General features: G+C 44.3%; 17 protein-coding genes. 12 read left to right on the forward strand and 5 right to left on the reverse strand.

The window, feature by feature from the left end; all coding sequences use genetic code 11:
* The first annotated feature begins 5 nt into the window (after positions 1 to 5).
* The 4 genes from ACW689_RS07755 to ACW689_RS07770 all read left to right on the forward strand — a co-directional run bounded on the left by ACW689_RS07755 (position 6) and on the right by ACW689_RS07770 (position 7,169).
* On the forward strand, positions 6 to 2,129 hold the full coding sequence (locus tag ACW689_RS07755) for a peptidase domain-containing ABC transporter (RefSeq protein WP_476290024.1): 2,124 nt from the start codon (positions 6 to 8) through the stop codon (positions 2,127 to 2,129).
* 80 nt (positions 2,130 to 2,209) lie between these two features.
* The gene (locus ACW689_RS07760; RefSeq protein WP_476290026.1) at positions 2,210 to 3,421 is read left to right on the forward strand and encodes a lanthionine synthetase C family protein; all 1,212 of its coding nucleotides are present in this window, start codon (positions 2,210 to 2,212) and stop codon (positions 3,419 to 3,421) included.
* 10 nt (positions 3,422 to 3,431) lie between these two features.
* Positions 3,432 to 6,581, forward strand: coding sequence for a lantibiotic dehydratase (locus ACW689_RS07765; RefSeq protein WP_476290028.1), 3,150 nt, complete (start codon positions 3,432 to 3,434; stop codon positions 6,579 to 6,581).
* 63 nt (positions 6,582 to 6,644) lie between these two features.
* Positions 6,645 to 7,169 (forward strand): hypothetical protein, encoded by a 525-nt coding sequence (locus ACW689_RS07770; protein ID WP_476290030.1) that lies wholly within the window; start codon positions 6,645 to 6,647, stop codon positions 7,167 to 7,169.
* 50 nt (positions 7,170 to 7,219) lie between these two features.
* Here the strand turns inward: ACW689_RS07770 and ACW689_RS07775 are convergent, their stop codons facing one another.
* The 4 genes from ACW689_RS07775 to ACW689_RS07790 all read right to left on the reverse strand — a co-directional run bounded on the left by ACW689_RS07775 (position 7,220) and on the right by ACW689_RS07790 (position 12,967).
* A complete protein-coding gene (locus tag ACW689_RS07775) occupies positions 7,220 to 8,494 on the reverse strand; it encodes a LysM peptidoglycan-binding domain-containing protein (RefSeq protein ID WP_476290032.1) in 1,275 nt (424 codons plus the stop codon).
* A gap of 203 nt (positions 8,495 to 8,697) precedes the next feature.
* Positions 8,698 to 10,677 (reverse strand): TonB-dependent receptor, encoded by a 1,980-nt coding sequence (locus ACW689_RS07780; RefSeq protein WP_476290034.1) that lies wholly within the window; start codon positions 10,675 to 10,677, stop codon positions 8,698 to 8,700.
* 115 nt (positions 10,678 to 10,792) lie between these two features.
* Positions 10,793 to 11,644, reverse strand: coding sequence for a LytTR family DNA-binding domain-containing protein (locus ACW689_RS07785; protein WP_476290036.1), 852 nt, complete (start codon positions 11,642 to 11,644; stop codon positions 10,793 to 10,795).
* Between the two features lie 39 nt (positions 11,645 to 11,683).
* Positions 11,684 to 12,967, reverse strand: coding sequence for a beta-ketoacyl-[acyl-carrier-protein] synthase family protein (locus tag ACW689_RS07790; RefSeq protein ID WP_476290038.1), 1,284 nt, complete (start codon positions 12,965 to 12,967; stop codon positions 11,684 to 11,686).
* Positions 12,968 to 13,191: 224 nt separating this feature from the next.
* On the opposite strand from ACW689_RS07790, the gene ACW689_RS07795 reads away from it, so the two are divergent.
* From ACW689_RS07795 to glmS, 3 genes are all read left to right on the forward strand, one after another.
* Complete coding sequence (locus ACW689_RS07795; RefSeq protein WP_476290040.1) at positions 13,192 to 13,488, forward strand: DUF6482 family protein; 297 nt, start codon at positions 13,192 to 13,194, stop codon at positions 13,486 to 13,488.
* Between the two features lie 187 nt (positions 13,489 to 13,675).
* Positions 13,676 to 14,443: a DeoR/GlpR family DNA-binding transcription regulator gene (locus ACW689_RS07800; RefSeq protein ID WP_476290042.1), complete on the forward strand. Its 768-nt coding sequence runs from the start codon at positions 13,676 to 13,678 to the stop codon at positions 14,441 to 14,443.
* Positions 14,444 to 14,529: 86 nt separating this feature from the next.
* On the forward strand, positions 14,530 to 16,350 hold the full coding sequence (glmS, locus tag ACW689_RS07805) for a glutamine--fructose-6-phosphate transaminase (isomerizing) (protein WP_476290275.1): 1,821 nt from the start codon (positions 14,530 to 14,532) through the stop codon (positions 16,348 to 16,350).
* A 95-nt stretch (positions 16,351 to 16,445) separates the two neighbouring features.
* Here glmS and ACW689_RS07810 read toward each other — a convergent pair whose 3' ends face one another.
* A complete protein-coding gene (locus ACW689_RS07810) occupies positions 16,446 to 17,108 on the reverse strand; it encodes a hypothetical protein (protein WP_476290044.1) in 663 nt (220 codons plus the stop codon).
* Positions 17,109 to 17,200: 92 nt separating this feature from the next.
* Between ACW689_RS07810 and ACW689_RS07815 the strand changes: the two genes are divergently transcribed.
* Genes ACW689_RS07815 through ACW689_RS07835 form a run of 5 tightly spaced genes read left to right on the forward strand, consistent with a single transcriptional unit; the run spans position 17,201 to position 24,897 of the window.
* On the forward strand, positions 17,201 to 18,028 hold the full coding sequence (locus ACW689_RS07815) for a TnsA endonuclease C-terminal domain-containing protein (RefSeq protein WP_476290046.1): 828 nt from the start codon (positions 17,201 to 17,203) through the stop codon (positions 18,026 to 18,028).
* Complete coding sequence (locus ACW689_RS07820; protein ID WP_476290048.1) at positions 18,012 to 20,096, forward strand: Mu transposase C-terminal domain-containing protein; 2,085 nt, start codon at positions 18,012 to 18,014, stop codon at positions 20,094 to 20,096. Before ACW689_RS07815 ends, ACW689_RS07820 begins: the two co-directional genes overlap by 17 nt.
* Entirely contained in the window at positions 20,093 to 21,763 is a 1,671-nt protein-coding gene (locus tag ACW689_RS07825; protein WP_476290050.1) for an AAA family ATPase, read from the forward strand. Before ACW689_RS07820 ends, ACW689_RS07825 begins: the two co-directional genes overlap by 4 nt.
* Before the next feature lies 1 nt (position 21,764).
* Positions 21,765 to 23,282 (forward strand): TnsD family Tn7-like transposition protein, encoded by a 1,518-nt coding sequence (locus tag ACW689_RS07830; RefSeq protein ID WP_476290052.1) that lies wholly within the window; start codon positions 21,765 to 21,767, stop codon positions 23,280 to 23,282.
* Positions 23,269 to 24,897 (forward strand): Tn7-like element transposition protein TnsE, encoded by a 1,629-nt coding sequence (locus ACW689_RS07835; protein ID WP_476290054.1) that lies wholly within the window; start codon positions 23,269 to 23,271, stop codon positions 24,895 to 24,897. The genes ACW689_RS07830 and ACW689_RS07835 overlap by 14 nt, the downstream gene beginning before the upstream one ends.
* Positions 24,898 to 24,944 lie beyond the last annotated feature (47 nt).

Below are 24,944 nucleotides of genomic sequence, written 5' to 3' on the forward strand. Positions count from 1 at the left end.
GTATTATGCATGTTGAAGACGAAGAGCCGGTAGCGAAGCTACAGTTTTGGTCAAGGAAATCACTGCCCATTATTTTACAATCAGAGGCGGCTGAATGCGGCCTTGCTAGTTTAGCCATGGTGGCAGCCTATCATGGCTATCACAGCGATCTTATTTCCTTAAGGCAACGCTTTAGTATCTCTCTTGAGGGGGCAACATTACTTGATATTATGCACTTTGCAGAAAAGCTCGAGCTGACTTCTCGACCTTTACGTATTGAGTTAGAAGATTTAGACGCATTGCAAACCCCCTGTATTTTGCATTGGGATATGAATCATTTTGTGGTGCTTAAAAAAGCCAATGAAAAGCGTATAGTGATCCACGACCCCGCTTCGGGAGAGAAAACCTTCACGCTGGAAGAGGCGTCAAATCATTTTACTGGTGTGGCACTGGAGCTGACACCCACCAAGAATTTTGAGAAAAAAGAATCAAGACCCTCATTACGATTTGCTGATTTTTGGAGCCGCATTACCGGCCTGAAACGCTCGCTATTTTTGATATTCGCTTTATCACTGTTGTTACAAGTCTTCACGCTGGCATCGCCTTATTACATTCAGCTTGTGATAGACGATGTGGTATTGACTGGCGACACGTCGCTGCTCACCGTTTTGGCTCTCGGCTTTTTCCTCGTCATGGTCTTTGAGATAGCCACCAATGCGTTACGTGGTTTTACGTTGCTGCATTTTGGTAACCAAATGAATATTCAGCTGGGGGCTAATTTATTCCATCACCTTGTTCGCTTGCCTTTGAGTTACTTTGAAACGCGGCACATGGGCGATGTGGTTTCTCGCTTTGGCTCACTGCAACAAGTTAAACAGTTGCTTACGACAGGGGTTATCGAAGCGATTATTGATGGCTTAATGGCTGTGATCACCCTAGGTATGATCTTTTTTTACAGTCCCAAACTGTCATTTGTCGTTTTAGTAGCGGTGGTGGCATACGCGTTGGTACGCATTGCTATGTACAGGCCGTTTCGTGCCATCAGTGAGCAAGAAATCATGGCGCGGGCCGAAGAAAATTCGAACTTTATGGAGACGGTGCGTGGCATCCAAACTATTAAATTGTTTGGATCAGAGGTGAAACGTGAGGGGCAGTGGCAGAATCGCAATGCCAAAGCCATAAACCAAAACATTCGCCTAGGTAATTTCCAAATTGGTTATGATGCGATAAACAGAGCGTTATTTGGCATAGAGAATATTGTTGTTGTGTACCTTGCGGCTCACTTGGTGATCCAAGGTGGCTTTAGTACGGGTATGCTGTTTGCGTTCATGTCCTATAAGCGTCAGTTTATGGATAAAACCGCGAATCTAATTGAAAAGTTCATTGAATTCAAAATGCTTGGCTTGCACTTTGATCGTATCGCCGACATTGCCTTAACTGAAAAGGAAGAACTACAACCTGAAAAGGTCAAACGTCACACCATTGAAGGTGGTATCGAAATAAAGAATGTCAGCTTTGCCTATTCAGATGCGACGCCGAATGTGCTGAATGAGTTGAGTTTAAAGATTAATCCGGGTGAGTCTGTGGCTATCACAGGCCCATCGGGGTGCGGTAAATCAACCTTACTCAAAATTATGCTTGGCTTGATCCCCGTTAAAAATGGTGAAGTGCTGATCGATGGCATTCCCATTGAGCAAATTGGTGCGCGTCAATATCGTCAGCAAATTGCAGCTGTGATGCAGGATGATGAGCTGTTATCCGGCTCGGTGGCCGACAACATTGCCTTCTTCGATACGCCAATTGATATGGAGCGTGTGGTGTATTGTGCCGATCTTGCGGCAATTCACGATGATATTAGTGCGATGCCTATGGGTTATGAAAGTCTGATTGGTGATATGGGATCCAGTCTTTCAGGTGGCCAGAAGCAGCGTATTATTTTAGCGCGGGCGCTATATAAAAATCCGAAGATTTTATTTATGGATGAAGCGACTAGCCACTTGGACACCAGCCTAGAGTCAGATATTAATGACGCGGTGTCTCGACTAAAGATCACGCGTGTGATTATTGCACACCGTACAGAGACGATTGCTTCGGCGGATCGAGAAATAAAACTACAAAAATATAAAGAAGAAGATAAAACCCAAGCTTAGTGACGCTTAAGTGTATCGCGATATAAGCGCGTAGACTGTTCGTCGCCCAATGGCTTGGATGTAAATGGTTAAGGATAATTATGACTATTGAAAGTATATTAACAGCGCAAAAAATAACAAAAATAGAAGCTATCATCAAAGCGCTCGCAGAGACGGTGAGTACATTCGACTGTTCAAAAGAAGCGCATGGATTGCTAAGTGGTTTGGCAGGACAGCTACTCTTTTTGTACAAGGCCCATCAATACAATAGCGATTGGGTGAATGAGACTCGGTTTGAAGAAAAGTTAGAACAATTACAAGATGCGCTTGGCGAGCAGTCTTTTGAGATGAGTAATGGCCTAGCGGGTCAGACATGGTTGCTTGAATACCTTAATCAGGCCAATGAAGAAGACTACGATGTTGAATTGTTAGCAGATATTGACCAGCTTTTTGCTGACGCTTTGTCTGTTTCGCCTTGGCCTGGCGAAATAGAGTATGTGCTGGGTATGGCTGGATACGCACCATATGCGGCGAGGCGCGCTAAATTTAGTGACCAAACCGTGCTGTATCGTACAATTTTGGACGCTTTTAAAAGCACCATGGTTGAATTAAATGATGGCCATATTACGTGGTCTCAGCCTTCTAACTCTGTGTATCGTCTCAATAAAGATGATCTCATCAGCGCTGAGTACAATTTGGGCTTAGCACATGGTGTACCGGCAGTCATTGCCGCCATTCTACCTGCGTTATCTATTCCTAGCCTTAAAGATGAAGTCACAACGCTTTTACTCGGTAGCTGTGATTGGTTGATTGCACAAGCCAGCTCAAACAAAGAAGATGAATCTTGGTTTGGCAGTTGCGTGGGTAAAGGGCATCGCTCACGGTTAGGCTGGTGTTATGGTGACCTCACCATTGCGCTGACATTGGCAAGAGTTGGGCTGGCACTAGATCGTCCAAGTTATGTCGAGTTTGCACAAAAAATGGCATTAAATAGTGCATCTAGAGACGCAAAGTCGGGCAATATTATCGATGCCGGTATATGCCATGGTTATGTTGGCTTAGTGACAATATATCAATTGCTTAACCATTTTATGCCGCATCCTCAGTTTGTTGCGGCAGTTGAGTATTGGTTAGATCATGCTTTGGCACAGTATGATGAGAAAGGGGTGGAGTCGCTGCACGCTTTTTACGGTATGGATAGCTCCTATAAAGCCGACTATGGCTTGCTGATGGGCTTTGCTGGAGTAGGTGTTGGTTTAATAAGTGTACTGACCAATGATGTGGACTGGGCTGATTGCTTACTAATGGCATAAGGAAAAACGAATGAGCAAAAACTTAAATCAAGGTATTGAATGCGGTAAGTTTTTTGTTGTAAGAACGCCTCGTTTAGCAATAGAACACCTCAGTGCCTATGCTGATAACACACTCAGCACTCAGCAAATTCTTGAAGATTGGTTAGCATTACCCGGAGTGATGGAAGCACTGTACTTAGCCAGTCCATCGTTGCTTGAGCGTATCGAGCTTTGGCGTGCAAAACCAGATTCAAAGCAAGGAAAAAAGGTGGCGCAAGCGCTCATTAAGTACATGGTACGCATGTGCTCAAGATCGACACCATTTGGACTATTTTCTGGTATTCATAAAGGCCAAGTTGGCGCGCAGACGCTATTGCAAGGTGGTTGCCACACGGGGGATAGCCGTAAAACTCGGCTAGATATGTTTTATTTATCGGCGTTAAAAGAGCATTTTATCAAGCATGCTTCACGCTCGGACAAATTAAACTATAAGCCTAATCCATCGCATTATTTTGTTGCACAACAGTGCCGATATATCGAAACCTATTTATCCGATGACAGCATGCAGTATCGACTGAGTGCTGTTGAAAGCGATGAGTTTTTTAAATTTGCTTTAGAGATTGCGAAATCGGGGCTGAGTTTTAATGCGTTGGTAGACGCATTTTGCGCACAATACCCGGATGCTGAGCACGAAGATGTTGAAGGTTATATCCAAGACTTAATTGACGAAGGAGTGTTGCTTGCCGATATCCCCTTACCCTTAACGGGTGACTCACCAGATGCCGCACTGATCAAGTCACTGCAACAAATTGGTGAATATGACACGGCGGACCATCTCGCAACTGCATTAGCGCAGATCAGCGCGTTAGATGAACAACGCACGGGCGAGATAACGCCGTACAAGCAGTTACTCTCTCACCTTGAGCAACTGCCTGTCAAAGTACAGGAAAACAAGCTATTTCAATCAGATGTATATAGAAGCTTCGAGCAATGCCAACTGAGTGAACAAGAGCTAAATCGGTTTAAAAAGCAGTTGGAGCTGATAGCAGGTCTGAGTGCTGAGCGACGCACGCCGCCCATGGAGCGCTTTATTTCGCAGTTTAATGCACGTTTTGAGGGGCAATTTGTGCCGCTTGATGTGATTTTAGATGATGAATCTGGAATTGGTATTTCCGATGAAACGGGCTACGAAGCGCCTTTGATTGCGGGTTTAGCATTGGCTAAAAGCACGTCTGCGTCATCAACTCAAGCACCTATGAGTGCAATGGATAACATTATTTGCGAGGCAATTAGTTTACCCGAAAACCGTAACAAAGATTGCATTGTACTGAGCAGCAAAACGTTAAAATCTAAGATAACGAACAAGGATGCAGCGTCAAAGTTTCCAAGTTCTTTTGCCGCCATGATGAGCGTCTATGAAGATGATAAGCAAAACCCAATTTTAAAATTAAACGGCTGCTATGGGCCCTCATCGGCTAATTTATTGGGTCGTTTTTGCCATCTTAATGAAAGCCTCAAGCAGGATGTTATCGCCGAATTGGAACAAGAACAGGCACATTCGGATCAGGTAATATTTGCTGAAGTTGTGCACATGCCAGAAGGCAGGCCAGGTAATGTGATAGCACGCCCTCACTTACGTCAATACGAAATTGTTTTTATGGCCGATAGTAGCTTAGAGGATGAGTATCAAATTCCACTGAGTGATTTATACGTATGGGTGGAAGGACGCAAAGTTAAGCTATGGAGCAAGCGTCTTAACAAGCAAGTGATCCCGCGTTTATCAAGTGCGCACAACTATTCTGCGCGCAGTCTCAGTGCGTACAAATTCTTGTGTATGCTACAAAGCCAAGATGGCCGTGCGCCAAATTTCAGTATGCCTTCGAGCACTGAGCACAGTGCATTCTTACCCAGAATCATGTTGGATAACTTGATTCTGAACGAGAAAACTTGGCGTGTAGCACGAGACGAATTAGAAGCGGTATATAACAAGGGACAGCTTGATTTCAGTAAGCTTGAGGCACTACAAGAAAAGTACTTACTTGACCCGCAAGTGAGCTACGCCATCAGTGATAACGTATTGCAGCTGGACCTACGTAACGTGGATATGTTGGGTATATTGCTAGCCGAAACAAAAGGTTTGCAGCACATTACACTCAAAGAAGTGCTCAGTGCACACTATGCGTCACGCGTAGTCGATAAACAGGGCCATCGCTACAGCAATGAGTTGATTGTGCCATTTTTCAATCATATGGCGACACCTCACAGCCATTTTGTCGAGGACCCAATCGCTAATATCAATGCGAAGCCTATTAAACGTCGCTTTAGTGCTGGCTCACAATGGCTTAGCTTGAAAATATACTCAGGGAACACGCTGGTCGAACAGTTGTTAGCTGAGCGTTTACAACCATTGATTGAGCAGCATCAAACGCTATACGAGAAGTGGTTTTTTATCCGCTATGGAGATCCCGATTGGCACCTAAGACTGCGCTTTTTTGGTGAACCAAGTGTGCTATGTGGCCAGCTATTACCGATTTTGAATCAATTATTAGATCCGATGATTGAAGATGGCGAGCTACACAAAGTTGAGCTGATGACTTATGAGCGTGAAGTGGAGCGCTATGGTGGACCAGAGTCAATGGCGTTGGTTGAGTCATTGTTTATGTTCGACAGCACTTTAATAGCAAAAACTTGTGCACTGATTGAAGAACACGGTGAGGCAGTGCGTTGGCGTATGGCGCTGCTGTGCACTGATCAGCTGTTGACGCTGTTTAACTATACCGATGTAGAGCGTTTGGCCTTGATCAGTCGACTACGAGATGGTTTTGGGCGAGAGTTTAATGACAGTAGCGCGGTTAGGAAAATACTCGGCAATCGGTTCAGAGAATATCAATCGACGTTAGACGATGACTTTGACAAGTTTGCAAGCCAAACACCTGGTAGTGACGAGTTACAACAGGCGTTATTTGCACTAACAGCGCAATGGCGTGTTGCAGCTGAGCCAGTAGTCAGTCAGCTAAATCAATTAATCGCGCAAGAGGCATTAAACTGCAGTAAAGACTCATTATTAGGCTCGCTACTACATATGCATAATAATCGTATGTTTAAAGCTTATGGGCGAGAGCAAGAGCTGGTGATCCACGACTTGCTACGTCGTAAGTATTTTTCTGCGAATAAAAAATAACCGTCAAGTGTTTATAAATCAGGCTAAAGTTTCAGTTATCAATGTTTAAATTAAGGAAATTTAATGAAATCTCCTAAGCTTAGCCTGATTCGTATCTTGTTACTGACGAGCTCAATGAATGCAATGGCACAGTCTTTGGTGGATGAGCTGAAAGTGTTTGAACCATACTTGGGCACATGGCAAGCTGATTTTCCTGCGGCAGAGAACAAGCCTGCGATGCAGGATGTGAGTCATTGGGAGCGCGCTTTAAATGGAACGGCGGTGCGAACTTTACATTCGATCAATGATGGAATGTACGGTGGAGAGTCACTCATTTTCTGGGATAAAACCAAGCAACAAGTGGTGTTTTACTATTTCACCACGGCGGGGTTTTACACCACAGGGTACATGTCCATTTTGGCAGATGGTAGCTTTGTCGCTTATGAAGACGTTGAAGGCAACCAAGACGGCATTAGCAAAGTGAAATCAACAAGTCGCTTTGTTGAAGGCAAGATGCACGTGGCCACGCAATACCTTAAAAATGGTCAATGGACATCACCTGAAGCACGCGTATATGAACGATCGAATAAACAAGTGATGTTTCGGTAACCAGACAAAATAAATAGAGCACCACAGGGGGCTCTATTTATTTTATTTGTTCAGCTATTTGATAAAAATAGCGTCAGTTTTTCTCCAATGCGTAACGCATCATCCGAACGTGCATTCCACTGCTTTATTTCACTTACCTTGACGTTAAAGTGCTTGGCGATTCGCCATAAGCTGTCACCCGAGCGTACCACATAATCGATTTGCTGATCGGCCAGTACGGGCAAGAGCAGCGTGTCTCCCGCTCTAATTCGGTTACCCGTGAGTTGGTTAAATGATTTTAATTGCGAGAGCGTTAGAGCAAAACGCTTGGCAATCACGCTTAGACTATCGCCACGTTGAATTTTGTACTGTTGCCATTGCGTGTTTGGCATAGCTGGCAATTGAGCGATGTACTGGTGCCAGTCTTGGGCTTTATCCGCTGGTATCACAATATGTTCAGGGCCATCTAATAACGCTGGGAAGCGAGTGTATCCCGGATTTAAATCACGTAGTACGCGCCAGTTTTTATGTGTGTCGAGCATCAAACCGCGCTCAAGTGGCAAAACTGTAATAGCACTTTGATTGGCGATCGGTGGAAACACCATTTTTTGCTCTCTAAGTAATTGTGCTGCAGCCAAGAGTTTTGGTACGTAATGTTGTGTTTGCTTTGGTAATGATAAGGCAAAAAAATCCGTGGGTTTACCTTGTCGCTTGTGCTTTCTAATCGCTTGTGCGACTCGACCTTCGCCTGTGTTATAGGCAGCAATCGCGTGATACCAATTACCATCAAAGCGTTTATGTAGGTAGCTTAAAAAGTCCAGTGCGGCGTTTGTTGCATCAATAACATCTTGTCTGCCATCGTACCAAGGTCCTATTTTGATGCCGTAGTGCTTCGCTATCAAAGGGGTGAGTTGCCAAAGACCTGATGCATGTTTATGAGAGTAAGCATTGGTATCAAAGTCACTTTCAATTAACGGCATAAGCGCTAACTCAATGGGTAAGCCGCGTTGCTCTACTTGCTCGACAATGTAATGCAAAAATGGACCTGCCCGTTTGCTGATCACCTCCATATAGTTTGGGTGTGATAGGTACCAGTCAACACGTGCTTGTACGCTGGGGTGAGAGTTGGGGGCAAACGTCAGTTGAGCGCGAATACGCTGCCATACATCACTTATTTCTTGTGGCTTAATGGCTATAGCGATTGGTTTTGGTCCTGAGCTGGGATGAGTCACCTGATTATTAACGGTTGGTGCCTCGGGCTCGATATGCGCTGACACAGTGGGTTGAGTGGACTGACAGCCACTGAGTAGCAGTAAAAACAACGGGAATAAACGAGATAACGACATAGAAACCAAAATATTAATTATTATTTGCGTGAATTGTAACTAACTTATAGCCAAGAGGCTAAGCGTGTTTATTATGCCTTTGGGGGCTTAATTGCATATGAATTGCAACTCAATCGTGTATTTAACCTCTGCGACACATATAAGTTGGAGAGAAATACGAGTTTCTCTCCTGTATATACAACTCACATTTCGCCCAATAGAGGTCAGTTAAAGGTGCCTCTGAGCGTCATTTGGAATTCAGGCTTAGTCGTTTCCGTCACGATGCGATGCCCATTGCGCTCATTGGTACGGTTGCTGTGAAAGTACTGTTGCCACGCGTTGTCTTTTTCATCAGCGAATGAGCTAATTGAGAAGCGCATTTGTAGTGTGTCATGTAGTTGTGCTTCGATGTACGCGCTGGTGGAATATGCACTATTTTCCTTTATAAGTTCATCAATATAGTACTCAGTGCTCTGCTCGGATGCAGTGTATTCAAGCCCCCACGAGAACGTATCTAAATCATGACGAAACTCAGCACTAAACACATGTGGAACCAGTTCATTGGTCGTGCGCTGTATGCCAAGGGTGTCGTTGTAGTGCGCATTGGTATAGTTGTGATTGAGTGTTAATGTGCTGCTCGCTAGTAGCCAAGGTGTTTTCAGATCGAGCAAGGTGTTGACGCCAAACTGTTGAGCATCGCCCGCATTACCTATTTCTTGTTCACCGTTATCAAGCAGCACATACTCATGAATCGCTTTACGCCACTTATGATAAAACGTGGTGTTCAACGTCAGCCAGTCATCATAGCTGTAATTAAGCTGCATTGATAACTCACTGTAATGTTCTGGTTTTAGGTCGATATTACCTAATTGTACGCGGCCATAAGTCACATCTTGACTGGCGACAAACAAACTAAAATCTAGTTGTTCTACTTGACGCTTAAATTGCCAGATTACGCCCCAGTTATTCTTGTTAACACTGAGTTTCACGAGTGGTTTGAGATGATGTTGCGCAAATATTGTGGGCTTATCACGTTGTGTTTTAAGCTCTGTACGTTCGCCATTAAGTCGTGCATAGAGCTGCCAGTCTGGGTTCAGTTGCCAAGTAATGGCGGTAAAAGGTTGATAGCGCGTTTCTGAGACTTTACTGGCATAAGTACGGGTGTTGACATGGCTCGTGGCCACTAAGTTATTGCGGCTTATTTCAAGTCCAAATTCAGGACTAAGAGGCCATTGAAAAACTTGTATAGACAATTGCATAACCTGCTCTTTTTGTTGATTTTCCAAAGAGAAGTCCGCACTTTCTTTTGACAATGACTCATCAACTCGATGTTGTTGATTATCTTTTATAAATCCCAGCAACTGCAGTGTGTTGCCATTGCTAAAAGTGTGTTGCCAATCAGCACCCAGTTGATATTCGTCTATATCGAGCCACTCGATGGTGGTTTCGTTATCAAATGCATTTGTTTGTAGGGGTTGAAAGTACTGGTGTCGAAAGTCTGTTTGCCAGCGCTCAGAGATAAACTTACTGGTGATCTGTAAACGATCTGACTCACTGCCTATACTGGATTGTGTATCTATCTGAAAGAGTTTTAATTTTTCGATAAAGTCTTCGGTTTGTACCTCAATGTGCTGGTGTCGTGCGTCGAATTCATCGGCCCGTGTAAAGGACACAAACTCGCTGTTTTCTGCAGTGAGGTTGATTTGTTGGATCCATTGCCCCGTGGGTGCTCTGAGCTGTAGTTGTAGCTCGTTAAAGGAATTACGTTGGTTGCGTAGCGCAGTATCTGCCTGCCAGTTGAGCGTGGTGTGTTCGCGCCTCGTAATGATATTGGCAACCTGTGAATGATGCGACACACTGCTAAAAGGGTGGCCGGTATTATAAACCTCAACCTTTTCAACAAGCTCTGCACTGAGCTTCTTTAAAATTCCTGATAAAGACTCTGATTTTGACAAAGGTGGGGTGCCATCAATCAATACATTGCCCGCCGTATTCGCTAAGCCCCTTTGCCCGCTATTTTCGACTAACGCAAACCCCGGTAGTTGCTCAATGACATCTAAAGCATGTTGCACGTTAAATGGCTCAAAGTAGTCGCGCTGATACTTTTGCAGTGTATGAGTCGGCGTGTTGTTCGCATCACAAATGGCTGTATAGCAACATAAGCTAAAAATAGCACTGCTGATGAGTGCTTTTGCGTATTTCATTGGAGTCCCCCCAAGTTTAATCCATCGTTGCATTTGAAAATATCAAACCAAATAAAACAATTGGTTAGGGGTGGGGTGACGTATTTTGGGACGAATGAACCGCCCAAAACTCAATTTAATGGAGAGCGTTACTCTGCCCAGCACACATCGACTTTACTTTTTGATAGTAACGTTTGCTTAAAGGAATAACCTGAGCATTGGTTAAGTGCACTAATGCACTCCCCGAAGGCTTGCGCTCAATGTGCTTGATGCAGTGCACGTTGACCAGATAAGAGCGGTGTGTACGAATAAATGGCATATGCGCCAAGCGCTGTTCCAAATGAGTGAGCGTGGCGCGTTTTATGTAGCTTTGCTCATTCGTATGTATCTCAACGTAATTACTTGCGGCACTGACCGATACGATGTTTTCAAAAGGCAATAAGGTTTTGTTTTTGCCTTGGTCAACGAGCAGCACAGGTGCAGCGGTCTCTTTGGTGCTGTGTTTCCAAAGTTTGTTCCAAACCAACAGATGCAAAATTAACACAACGGCGTGTGAAGGAATGAAATACACGAGAGTTCCCAAAATCGCATCGTCATAAACAAAGTAATCAAATATTGCCTGATATATCAATGTGCTGAGTAGTACAGGAAGAAATACGAGTAGATATCCAAGGGGGGCTAATCGGGCTTGTTTTTGTAAATTATCAAGCAGTGAAAAAATAATGGGTGTCCATAAATACCACAAACACCATTCTTGCAGTGCCCACCAAGCATAGTTATCGATACGATGGGCGGGCAAAACAAGTAAATCATGAAATTCGGTAATGCAGCTGAGCAAAGTAATAATCACGGTCCACACCACACAGCCTAACAGGCACTGATATTTAAAGCGCTGCTTTGGCTCATTCATAAGGGTGGTAAAGTTTTCCATGGGTACTTGCAGTGTTTCAAATTGAGGTATTTTAAGTGGCGCAGTGGCATCAATCAAGCCGTCACAAAAGCTATTGAGTGACGGCCACTATGAAAACTAACAGGCTTTGAAAGCGATGGAAGCGTTTGTGCCACCAAACCCGAAAGAGTTGGAGAGTGCATATGTCACCTTGGCTTGTCGGCTTGTTTTCATGATTAAGTCTACGCCTAAGCAAGCTGGGTCAACATTGTCTAAGGTAAGGTTCAGTGTGTACGGCAGCACTTGATGTTTGAGTGCTAACGTTGTGAACACAGCTTCAATTGCCCCCGCTGCGCCAAGCAGGTGGCCGGTTTGTGCTTTAGTTCCAGAGATGGCAACGTTTGATGCATAATCGCCAAAGGTGTTTTTAATGGCGGCTATTTCTATGCTGTCGGCGGCCGTACTAGTACTGTGAGTATTAATATAACCGACTTGCTGAGCGTTGATGTTGGCCATGTTCAGTGCATTTTGCATTGCACGCTGGGCACCAAGCCCTTGCGGGTGCGGTGCGCTTATTGCAAAGCCGGTATGGCCATCACAGGTTCGGCCAAAGCCTGCCACTTCACAATATATTGTTGCACCACGCGCTTTAGCATGGTCATAGTCTTCAAGTACCAAGCACGCTGCGCCTTCACCCATCACAAAGCCGTCACGGTCTTGCGTAAATGGTCTAGAGGCTGAGCTAGGATCATCATTGCGCGTAGAAAGCGCATTTTGCGCATTAAAGGTACCAATACCAACAGCGGTGATGGCGGCTTCGGCACCACCTGCAACTATGACATCGGCTTCACCGTTGGATATCGCATTACAGGCATCCATGATGGCGTGGGCACTGGCTGCACAAGCTGTGCAATGGGCGTTGTTTGGTCCACCAAAATTCCAATGGGCTGATATGTAACCTGCCGATAGATTTGGTAAAAACATTAAGTTACCGAATGGAGATTGTTTTTTACCCGCGTCAGCTTTAGCGGCACAAATTTCAAGGCTGTTAAGACCGCCAACACCTGTGGCAATGTTTACCCCGATGCGGTGCAAAATGGCTTCGTCTTTTATGAGGTCTAATTTTGCCTCAGAGATGGCTTCAGCGGCGGCTATCATGGCAAATACTTGATGCCGATCTAACTTTTTCAGCTGTTTGGTACGTGTGCTTTCATCCATAGCACTAAACGGTGGAAGTGAACCCGGTTCAAAGTCAGCACTGACTTGTGCTGCAAAATGGCTTTTACATCCAGTTTGCTGTGGTTCGAAATGCTCAATGGCACGAATGCCGTGTTCGCCCTGTAACAGGCGATCAAAACTACTTTGTGCAGTATGGCCAATCGGAGATATAGCACCGATGCCAGTAACAACGATTCGTTTCATGGTATTCCTTGTTTTTCACAGAGCGTTATTAATAGTGACGGCACCATTATGGTTAACGCGAGTTTAGCTTTACCAATTTAATGCGATGCTGTTGCAAATTAATGACACTGCAAAGATGGCACAACCAAGCCTTGCAATGGCATGAACTTTTTTTGAACAAAAATTGAACTTGTTTCCTCACTGTATCGTTTAACTAGTATCTCAGTCAAAAAAGGTGTATTCCGATGCTAGCTCATGACCTAAAAATGCAGATCAGCCAAGAAAAGCTCGATACCGTTATTCTCAGTTATGCCGACTCAAACCATTACTTGGTGGGAGGGGTGGACCACAATGGAAATTTTCATGCTTTGACCAATCATAGCGGCAAAACGATCACGTTTAATTCACTGCGTGAGGCAGAAGTGATGCTGGCGGGGTTAGGTGTTGACCGCGCTGTGTTTGAGATGCAAAGCGCCTACGATGAAATGGTCTCTTCAAGCTCTTCAGGAAGCGCTAAAATAACCGTAAACGTGTTTCACTAAACTTCCCTTCGTCTAGATCAAGACTGAAACGTCGGTCTTGATCTATTTTCTACTTTTTACCTACCGCTCTTCATTTTTGGGTGTTGTAGAAACATTTTGTACTTTGTTCGTTTTTCACCTTGTAAAGGGCAACAAGTTTCGTTTAAACTTACTTTAAATTTCGAAACGAAACTTAATGAGCGCGAATATGACGAAACGAAATACTCAGCAACGTCGACATACTATACTCTCGACAGTAAACAAGCAGGGTGAAGTGAGTGTGGATACGCTAGCTGCAGAGTTTGAAACTTCAGAAGTTACGATTCGAAAGGACTTAACCGCACTGGAAAAAAGCGGGTTATTGTTACGCCGTTATGGCGGTGCTGTAGCATTGCCACAAGAAATCGTTGCAAAAAGCAACGACAAACGCGATTCACTTCGCAAAATGGCAATCGCCAAAGCGGCCGCTGAGTTAATTAAAGATCATCATCGCATCATTATTGATAGTGGCAGAACCACCGCAGCGATGATCCCTGAACTTGCTAGTAAGCAAGGGTTAGTGGTGATGACGAATGCTATGAATATAGCTAACCGATTGTTATCGCTTGAAAATGAGCCGACACTTTTGATGACCGGTGGAACTTGGGACCCACATTCTGAGTCGTTCCAAGGGCAAGTCGCTGAAAAAGTATTGCGCTCTTACGACTTCGACCAACTATTTATTGGTGCAGATGGCATTGATGTTGCGCGTGGTACGACTACCTTTAACGAATTGGTTGGTTTGAGCCAGGTGATGGCTGAATCCGCCAGAGAAGTTGTCGTGATGGTGGAATCTGACAAAGTAGGACGCAAAATCCCCAATTTGGAATTGCCTTGGTCTCAAGTTACAACCTTGATCACTGATGACAATCTTGCATTGGACCTTTGCCAGCGTATTGAAAGTAGCGGCGTAACTGTCATTCGAGCGAGCATTTAAAGAGTTTAATGCTATGTACGGGCGACAACATCGTGCGTAGTCAACATTATTATGACAACACACTTCACGTGCAAAATGGAGAAATTATGTGTGGTATTGTAGGGGCGGTTGCTGAACGTCCAGTAAATAAAATTTTGATTGAAGGCCTAAAGCGCCTTGAATATCGTGGCTATGACTCGGCCGGTGTTGCGCTGAGTTTAAACAGCGCTTTAAATACCGTAAAAGCGGTAGGCAAGGTGGTAAACCTTGAGCAAGCACTTGAAAAAGCAGCGGTAAAAGGCACCACGGGGATTGCACACACACGCTGGGCAACGCACGGCGGTGTAACTGAAAGCAATGCGCACCCTCATGTATCAAATAGCGAAATCGCCTTGGTACACAACGGTATTATTGAAAACCATGTCCCACTGCGTGATGCGTTAAAAGGCGACGGTTACGAGTTTTTATCGGATACCGATACCGAAGTAATGGTGCACCTCATTCACCAACTGCGTCAGCAACATGACAGCTTACTTGAGGCTGTTAAAGCGGCAGTAAAACAGCTGGAAGGGGCATACGGTACCGTGGTTTTCGACAAAGCCAACGACCAAGAAATGATAGTGGCGCGCTCTGGTAGCCCGTTGGTTATTGGCCTCGGTTTAGGTGAAAACTTTATTGCCTCTGATCAGCTCGCGCTGCTTCCAGTAACACGCAGCTTTATCTTCCTAGAAGAAGGTGATGTAGCGCGCATTACCCGCGATAGTGTTGAAATTTACGACATCAATGGTGAATTAGTTGAGCGTGAAGTGGTTGAGTCAAGCATCACCCAAGACAACTCAGGCAAAGGAGAATACCGCCACTACATGCTCAAAGAAATTTACGAGCAACCATTGGCTGTGCGTAACACCCTTGAAGGCCGCCTTGAGAATGACCGTGTTGCAGTGGACGCTTTTGGCGACAGCGCCCAACAAATCTTTAAAGATGTAAAACACGTGCAAATTATTGCCTGTGGTACGTCTTACCATTCAGGCATGGTTGCGCGCTACTGGCTAGAGCAATTTGCAGGGGTAAGCTGTAACGTAGAGATAGCTTCAGAGTTCCGTTATCGCCAATCGTTTGTACATGAAAACAGCCTACTTGTGACCATTTCACAATCAGGTGAAACCGCAGACACGCTAGCGGCTTTGCGTCTTGCCAAAGAGCAAGGTTATATGGCATCCATGACCATTTGTAACGTACCAGGTTCATCGTTAGTGCGCGAATCTGACTTGGCGTTTATGACCAAAGCCGGTGCGGAAATTGGTGTGGCGTCTACCAAAGCATTCACCACACAACTTGTTGGCTTATTGATGCTAACTGCCTCAATCGCGCAAGAAAAAGGCCTAGATCAAAGCAATATTGTTAATGCCATCAAAACCTTACCAAACAAGTTAGAAGAAGCCTTAACACTGGCGGGTTCAATTGAAGACTTAGCGGAAGAGTTTGCTGACAAACACCACTCACTATTCTTAGGTCGCGGTTCACAATACCCAATCGCAATGGAAGGCGCGTTGAAATTAAAAGAAATTTCATACATTCACGCCGAAGCCTACGCAGCGGGTGAACTAAAACACGGCCCACTGGCACTGATCGACGCAGACATGCCAATCATCGTGGTTGCGCCAAACAACGAGCTACTTGAAAAGCTCAAATCAAACGTTGAAGAAGTCCGCGCTCGCGGCGGCATCATCTACGTATTCGCTGATAAAGACTCCGCGTTTGCCTCTGACGACACTATGCGTGTTATCAACGTCAACCACGTAGAAGACATCCTAGCACCAGTTGTATATACAATCCCATTACAGCTACTGTCATACTACGTTGCTGTGATCAAAGGCACCGACGTTGACCAACCAAGAAACCTAGCCAAGTCGGTGACGGTGGAATAAGAAAAGGCGCGAAAGCGCCTTTTTTTGTGGGTGAACAATAAAGTTTCACCCCATACAATAAAGCATCATCCCAGACAATAAAGTTTCATACTTGGTTATTTTTGTGGGTTATCTAGCCAAGACCGTTTCTTTGTAACTTCCCATTCATCTTTTAATATTTTCTGAAGTTCAGCTACCGCACTATTTAAGGGGGTATCGTCTAAACTATGTCTATCTTCTAGCATTTCTTTCTTAAAACTATCTAATAATATAAAGAGGTTTTTAGAAGCATCATCTTCGTTTTTAAAAAACATTTTTAACTTAGCTTCTAATCCGTAAAAGTTTGATCTTGCTTCAAGAAATTTTTCATAGTGGGCTTTTGATTGTTCAATGAAAGAGTTAATTTGTTCAGTGGTGCCTTTAATTCTGTCGGAGGTGGATAAGTTCTTTTCAGCACTTTGTTTGAAATCTAATACAATCGTTCTCCTCATATAATGCAGTTGGCAAAGGTGCATGGTCTCTATTAATTCAGATGCTGTTTCTCTTAATTCTTGTAACCAGTGGTGGCGAAACTCTGAAATTTTGTTTTCATGCTCAGCCTCTTTCCCTTTTTTTTGTACTCGGTAAGTTACTATGGCGCTACCCAGCACAATAGTGACCGTAACTAAGAATGGTAGGTTAGACCAAAGTACACTCCAGCCATTTAAAGCTTCTTGCTTTAGCTCTACTGGAATAGAGTTTTCAACCTTGAGTAATACGTCGGAATTTAGTCTTGCCATTTGTACTTTCCTTTCTTAATTCATTATTGTTGATTGATTATATGGTAAATTCTCAGCTATGCTGAATTTTCAATCAGTTATAGCGGTATATTATGTCTAGGAAGATTGGCCATACTGAGGCGCAATATCTTAAGTGGATCAAAGAAGGACGCGGTACTGGCGAGTATCAGGATTACAAGCCGTGGTTAACGGTTTATGATGCGCCATCCGATGGTCGTGTACATCGAGTCTTTGGTTATAAGTCCAAACGAACACACCATTTATTATCCGATCTTGAACTATCCATGTTCTACTTGCTTGAGTGGCGGCAGGATGTGCTGCAAGTCAAAGAGCAGTTTCCGCTAGAGCGCGAGATAACATTAGAGCTAGCTGAATCTGCTGGCATCAAACATCCAAATGTTCGAGGCGTAGACCAATACTTATCAAGTGACTTTCTTGTTGAAACAACCTCGCGAGATCTCCCCTATTTTGCTCTACAAGCCAAGTATGTCAGCGCTTTGGAAGAGCAGCGCAAAATAGAGATACTTGAACTCGAGAAACGCTTTTGGCATGAAAAGCAGATCCCTTGGCAAATAGTCACTGAGCAAGAGATCCCAAAAGTGGTTAAAGCGAATGTTGAGTGGATTTACCCACTACAAGGTGAGCATGAAGAAGCACCAGACTCAGCCATTGAGCAAGCCAGATTCTATGCTGATTACTTTGTAAAGCACCCAACCAAAACCCTCATAAACGCCTGCAAAGAGATAGATACCGCCTATAGGCTAGACTTAGGAGAGTCGTTGTTTGAGATAAGAGCGTTGCTGGCTGACCGTTACTTTACCTTTGATATTTTTACGCCAGTTCAAAAGCTACAAGTTGGTCACCTAAAACTAGGTAACGTTGAGAAAATTCAGGAGGTGTTTCGTGTTTCAAATCAATGAAGTATTGCAATACGAACAAACCTTGTATCGCATTTTAATGGTATTTGATTATTACGTGCTTTGGATAAAAGTGCACGATGACAAAGCCTTTCCTGAACTTGTTGAAATAACTGAGTTAGAACAGGGTTTTCAAGATGAAGTGCTCAAACGTGCAGCCGACCCATATAGCGATATTACTACTGTTATTCCAGAAGTAGGTTCTACCGCTCAGTTAAAACGTGATGCGAACTATGCCGTAATTAAGCCATTGGTAGAGCTTGAGAACTGCTACGAACCGAAAGCGCGTGGCAAAGTGGTTAATCGAATAATGGTTGAGACGGGCAAAACCAAACAGTCTATTTATCGTTTTGCTCGTAGATACTGGCAACGTGGTCAGATCCCCAACGCATTATTACCCGATTATAAAAACTCAGGTGCAAAGGGCCAAAAGCGTCGAGCTACAACAAAGTTAGGGCGACCGCGCAAATACATGCCAGGCACTGGCGCTTTAATTGATGATTTCGCAGAGAAGCTTTTCCGCATAGCGATTGAACGACACATATTAACTGACAAAGGCAAATCATTTAGATATGCGCACAACAGGCTCAAAGATATTTATGAGCAGTACTTTCCTGATTTACCCGAAGAAGAATTGCCAACACTCAGGCAAATGGAGCATTTCTACAAACGTGAATATCGCCAAGTAGACAAAATTGAAGCGCAGGCGGGTGAAATAAAGCGAAAGAAAGATATACGACCACTAACTGGTACTGCCGCCGCAGATGTTTTGGGCCCTGGTATGCGCTATGAAATTGACGCCACAATCGCAGACATCTATTTAGTGTCTGACTCCCAACGAAGCAATATCGTTGGTCGCCCAGTAATTTACATGGTAATTGATGTATTCAGTCGCATGGTGGCTGGGTTTTATATTGGTTTTGAAAACCCTTCATATGCTGCTGCTATTCAGGCAATACATATGGCCACGACGGATAAAACAGATTATTGCCGCGAGTTTGGCTTTGATGTAACACCAGAGCAATGGCCTTGTATAGGCCTACCTACCGCCTTGCTGGCTGACAGAGGCGAGCTAATGGGGCATCAAATTGAATGCCTGGAAAAGGGTTTTGGTGTTCGCGTTGAAAATACGTCACCATTTAGAAGTGATGCAAAAGGGGTTGTCGAACGAGCCTTTCGCACCTTCCAACAAGCATTCAAACCGTTTGCACCTGGTGTGGTCACTGGTACCAAAATTAAAAAGCAAGGCGATAGGGATTATCGCTTGGATGCCAAGCTTACGATCCAAGAGTTTACTCGAATCATCTTAGCTTCTGTACTTTATCACAATCAATATCACGTGATTGAAGACTACGATAAAGCCGCTGATATGCCAACGGACTTACCAAATAACCCTCTGGCGATATGGAATTGGGGCTTGCAGCATCGAACTGGTCGGTTGAAAAAGCCAGCTGCTGAACATCTTCGTGTGGCATTGATGCCAAGAACTCGGGCAACGATATCTGATGCGGGGGCCTGTATATTTGGCGTGTATTACACCAGCGCTGAGCTTTTAAAGTCGGGCTGGATGCATCGGGGTAAGGAAGTGAAGCGCCCTAAAAGTGTGGAAGTTGCCTATGATTTGGCAACGGCAGACTATATCTACATTTATCTCGGACCTAACAGCAATGACTATTTTATGTGTCAGTTGGCAACACGTTCAAGACAGTTCTCAGGTGCGAGTTTTTGGGATGTGTGGCAGCAAAATGATGAGTTAAAACAGACTCATGCTGATGCAAAACTAGTCGCTGATGAGCAAAAGCGTGCCTTGGAGCGACAAGTAATAGAAGTGGTTAATCAGGCTGAAAAGGCCGCGCCAAAACATATTGGCTTGTCAGATGCGGAGCGTATTCGCAATATTCGCGACAACCGCGCAGAAGAAAAAGCCAAAGAGCGTAAAGAGCGCGCCTACAAGCCTGTGGACATCGACACGAGTAAATCAGCGCAAGTACATTATCTCTCCGAGCCAGATGACGATTTGGACTTTCCAGACTTTTCAGATCAGTTGTTTAAGGAGGATGACGACGTATGATTTTACCCTCTAACATCTTCCGTGCGGTGTATCAGGAGTCTGAGATCGAGCGTTACAAAGGTAACCCGTTTATTGAAGCGCTACCAAGAGTAAGCAAAATAGAAGAGCTGAAAACTAAGCTAGAGGGCAAAGTAAAATACAACCCTGCGGCGGGGTATTTAGACGCGAGGCAGCGTGCTCACGAGTTATGTGGTTTGCTTGATGACTTCTTTCAACCTTTGTCGATGCATGTGGCGCTTGAGGAAAAAATAGCGTTGATGATCCGTGGGGGCTATGTTGCCAGAAACATTGCAACTGGCCAGCTTCAACAGCATCTACAAAACGGCTACGAGCGTTTGATGACGGGCGACATTAGCAGCTTTCGTTTTGCCGAAGCGCCCTCTACGGCACGTTGCTTGTCACTTATTGGTTGCTCTGGATGTGGTAAAAGCTCCAGCGTGTTGCGGATATTGGCCACCTACCCACAAGCGATTTATCACGAAAAATATAATACTTACCAGCTCGCCTATTTGCGTATCGAGTGCCCAGTAGATGGGTCACTAAAAAGTCTATGTTTAAATTTCTTTCAAGAGGTTGATAAGCATCTAAATACTAAACTCACAGAAAGGTATTGCTATAAGCGTCATAGTCCCGAAGTGCTTTTAGCATTTATGGGACAAGTCGCCAATCAATATGCTATAGGCGTGTTAGTGATTGATGAAATTCAAAGGTTGGCCCGAAAGAAAAAAGAAGGACAAGAACGTATGCTCGAGTTCTTTGTGGCTTTGGTGAATATTATTGGTGTGCCGGTGATTTTAGTTGGTACCCCCAAAGCGAGACCCATATTCGAACTTGAGTTGCAATCAGCAAGACGCAGCACTGGCATTGGCTCTATGGTGTGGGCGCCCCTGCCACAGCACAAAAATAGGATCGATACAGCAACGGGTAAACCAAAACCCACAGAGTGGCGATTGTTAACTGACAAGCTTTGGCAGTATCAGTGGCTTATTCACCGCGATGAACCGCTCACCGAAGAAGTCCGCAATACTTGGTTTGAGCTGTCACAAGGTGTATTAGATATTGTGGTTAAGTTATTTGTGCTTGCACAACTACGCGCTATTATTACTGGCGTTGAACGGCTATCTTCAAAACTATTCACAAAGGTATATGAGTCTGAATTACAGCCGATCCATCCAATGATTGAAGCGCTCAAGTCTGGTAAAGCAAAGAGCATTGCCAAGTATTCAGACTTAAAATACAAAGAGATTGATAAGCGGTTGTTGGAGCTCAGCCAGCAGATCTCTGAAGTTACCGCAGCTAAGTCAGACACACTCCCTTTTGCGAGCGACTCAGAGGCCATGAGGCTTTATAACCTTTTGCTGGGTATGGGGTGTGAATCAGAGTTATTGGTACCATTAGTGCAAAAAGCTATTAAAGATCATCCACACTTACAGGTAAGAGCGCTTATTCCACTCGTTCTTGAATGGTATGAGCAAGTACCAGATGAAGTGGAGGAGCCAAAAGAAAAGCCCGCAATCATCAAGCTCAAGGACTGGCATACATTGCCTAGTGACGATTTACGTTTTGGCTATTCTCAACATAAAAAGCAATCGGATGAGCTTTACCAATACTACAAACAACAAGGAAAGATTTTTGATATGACCGCTTGGCTTAAACAAAGCGTGTAGTATGGCCTGTTTACCCGTACCTTACCCTGATGAGCTGCTTTACAGCGTCATCGCAAGGTACGGCGTACATGCAGGTATCACTTCACCCAAGCAATTGCTTGATGAGGTATTCCAAAACCGCCAAATAATTGCCTCAGTAGCTCTTCAGGGGCATTTATCGCAGATCTCCGCTCACTATCAAGGTAACGCTGATTTAACACCATACAAGCTGTTACAGGGGCATACGCTTTTTCCGTTGTACTCTCCTTTTGTGCACCCCGACATTGCAGCTCAAGCTAAATATGAGCTACTGACTGATTGCAGGCACTCGGCAGAAGTACAGCTAGGCAAAGCCGCATCCAAAGTTAAAAGCCCGCACTACCTGCGTTACTGCCCTTTGTGCGTAACAGCGCAAATAGAGCAATATGGAGAGCCTTTTTGGGCGCGGCGCTGGCAGCAACCTGGTTTATCGGTATGTGCGGAGCATGGCATGCAGTTAATCAGCAGCCCTGTTTTGATCAGCGAAGCACATAGGCAGCAATTTACTGCGCTAAGTCCTTATGTGCTTTTACACTCAACTCCAAGGCTTACAAACCACAAAGCCACGCTGCTAGCGGCGTATGCTCAGCAGTTACTGAACTTTTCAGAACACCTTATATACTCGTTGCAATGGCGTTATTTTTATCATGATTTGGCTTATCAGCTGGGGTTTGTTAGGGGTAAGCAGGTTGAGCATGAACTGATCGCGCAATTGGTGTTAGGGTATTGGGGCCGCCATACCCTCGCAAGCTTTGGGCTCGATATAAACAAGGCAGAAGACACTAATTGGCTGAAGTGTTTGTTTAGAAAACACAGAAAATCATTTAGCTACCTTCAGCACCTATTGGTGTGGCAAGCATGCTATGAGCAGCAGTTGGATATATCGAACATACTCAGTACCGCATCAGCATTACCGCACACCCCATACGATTATGTGCCTGTATACACTGAGCCTGTGGTAGTTGACCAAACTCGTCGCACAAAGTGGCAACATGCTGTGGCTAAATTTGGCGTTAAAGGCGCGAGACAAAATGGTTTTGCGGGTTTATACACATGGCTATATCGGCATGATAAACAATGGTTGATGCAATTTAATCAAAGCTCTGCCACACCCAACATTGCAAAAACAGGTAGAGTTGACTGGTCAAAGCGAGACAAAAAATACGTAAGGCAACTTATTTCATTGATTAATAAAGCAGAAACTCAGCTTGGCTCAAGCCGCCACACGATAACTTGGCTAGTTACCCATGCACACATCTCTTTGTCTCAGATCAAACACTTAGAAAAGTTACCGTTATGTAAATTGTTTTTTAATAAATATTGTGAAACTATAGAGGAATACCAATGCCGTCGTATCGCTGTGGCATGTATTCGTTGTAATGCAAAACATCAAATACTCAGAACTTGGCGAATTGAACGCATGGCAGGGCTAAACGAGAAAAGGACCCGACCACTCGCGTCGCAATTGCTAGGATTTGCAGTAAAGTATGAACCAAGTTGATAGATTTAAAACACTACCAGACGACGCCAGAATACAGGCGATAGGCAATCTGTTTAAATACAATAACCGCAAAACTTGGGATATTGGTGTTCGCTTTAAGCAATCCACGCGCAAAGCCCTTAAGTTTAGCCAGCTACCCTATTTAAGCCGACAAGTCGTACTAAACCAAACTGTTGATGCCATCCCTCTAGGCTTCCCGATTAAATTTACTTTACCTGACCGTGCATTTTGGCAAACCGCCACGGTGGGCGACAGCGGCTTAGTGACGTATAAGCTGAGCGAAGAGCAATCGCAAAAATGCTTTGTGTTTGAAAGTGCAGGCAAAACTATTTATTTACCACAGTTGGAGCTGGCCAGAGCCTTATTTTTTACAAACAACTATCTGGCAAACGCTGCACTCATTAACAGTGCGCTCGACTTAGAGTTTTACGTTGACCACTACCCAAACAACGATGATAAAGAGTTTCCTTTAGATCTCGTGATAAACGCCTTACCAACAACACTATGTCCAAAAGTACTGTTTGATAATGAAGGGTTTAGACATCAAATCGCTTGGTTATTGTTAAACAGTGACATTAAAAATTCGTTTAACAGTATTTATCAGTATTTTTCGCAAGAGCGAGTTAGGGCACCTAACGTTGAACGTTGGACTTTTCGATTCGACCCTCCCCAGCTTAAGGATGTAAAAGTGGCCGCAAGAGGCTGGAAGTCACGTGATGAAAGCACTTGGTTTATCAACCGAATAGAATTATTGGATGGTTTGTTCTTCCCTGATATTTCGGATATTGGCTTTTCACATCCAGGTTTCACTGAAAACAAACCAGGTTCGGGTAAAGGAAAAGGGTGTACCTACCCACAACTGCCTACACAGCGAGAAATCGATGAAAACAGCGACGGCAGCGAAGATAACGAGTCTGCATTGATATTCTGTGATGCAACACAGCGAATATACAACAGAGTGCCACGTACTCGTAAAGTCGGTGCACAGCCTAGAAAAAGCCCTGGTGGTAAAGAAGATGAAGGTAAACCCAACAACTTACCACCTGCCGTAAGCACCGACGATCCAAATTCGCGAGGCGACACACCCAGAGCCGCCGTAGATGGCTTAGATGATTTAACCGACAACGCCGATTTATATCTCAACAAATTCGATAGCTTCTTTAAAATGCTGGAGATATTAGAAAAAGAGCACGGTGTTAAACAAAGTAAGCCCATTGTTCGTAAGCTACCAGAAGTGGGGCGCAGTGAGAGTCATCTTATGGTAGATGGTTCGCCTAGATGTATGGCAATTGTAATGATTGAACATCAAAACGAAGGTTATTTCTTATTAGAGGTGGATACCTCTGATGGCAGAGCTTCCATTGCCACCAAAGTTATCTCTGCGCGAGCATTAGTGCCAAAAGGCAAGCTACGAGACTTTATACCTGAGATAGAAAGAAGGTTGCTCAGCAACCAATTCAGTTGGCCAAAGAAATACTTTGATGCACTGGTTGGAGAAGGCAATCACAAAAGTGTGTCGCATCAAAAGTCTAAGAGCGAAGGTCGGTTGGGTGAGGAAGACATTATTGCTTGGAGTGAGAGGTTTTCAAAAAAGTTTAAATTTATGTTACTGTGAAAGGTTTTTATATTGTGTTATGAGATATTTTGAGTAACATACCTGGA

The sequence above is a fragment of the Pseudoalteromonas sp. ABE4_541 genome (assembly GCF_056312285.1).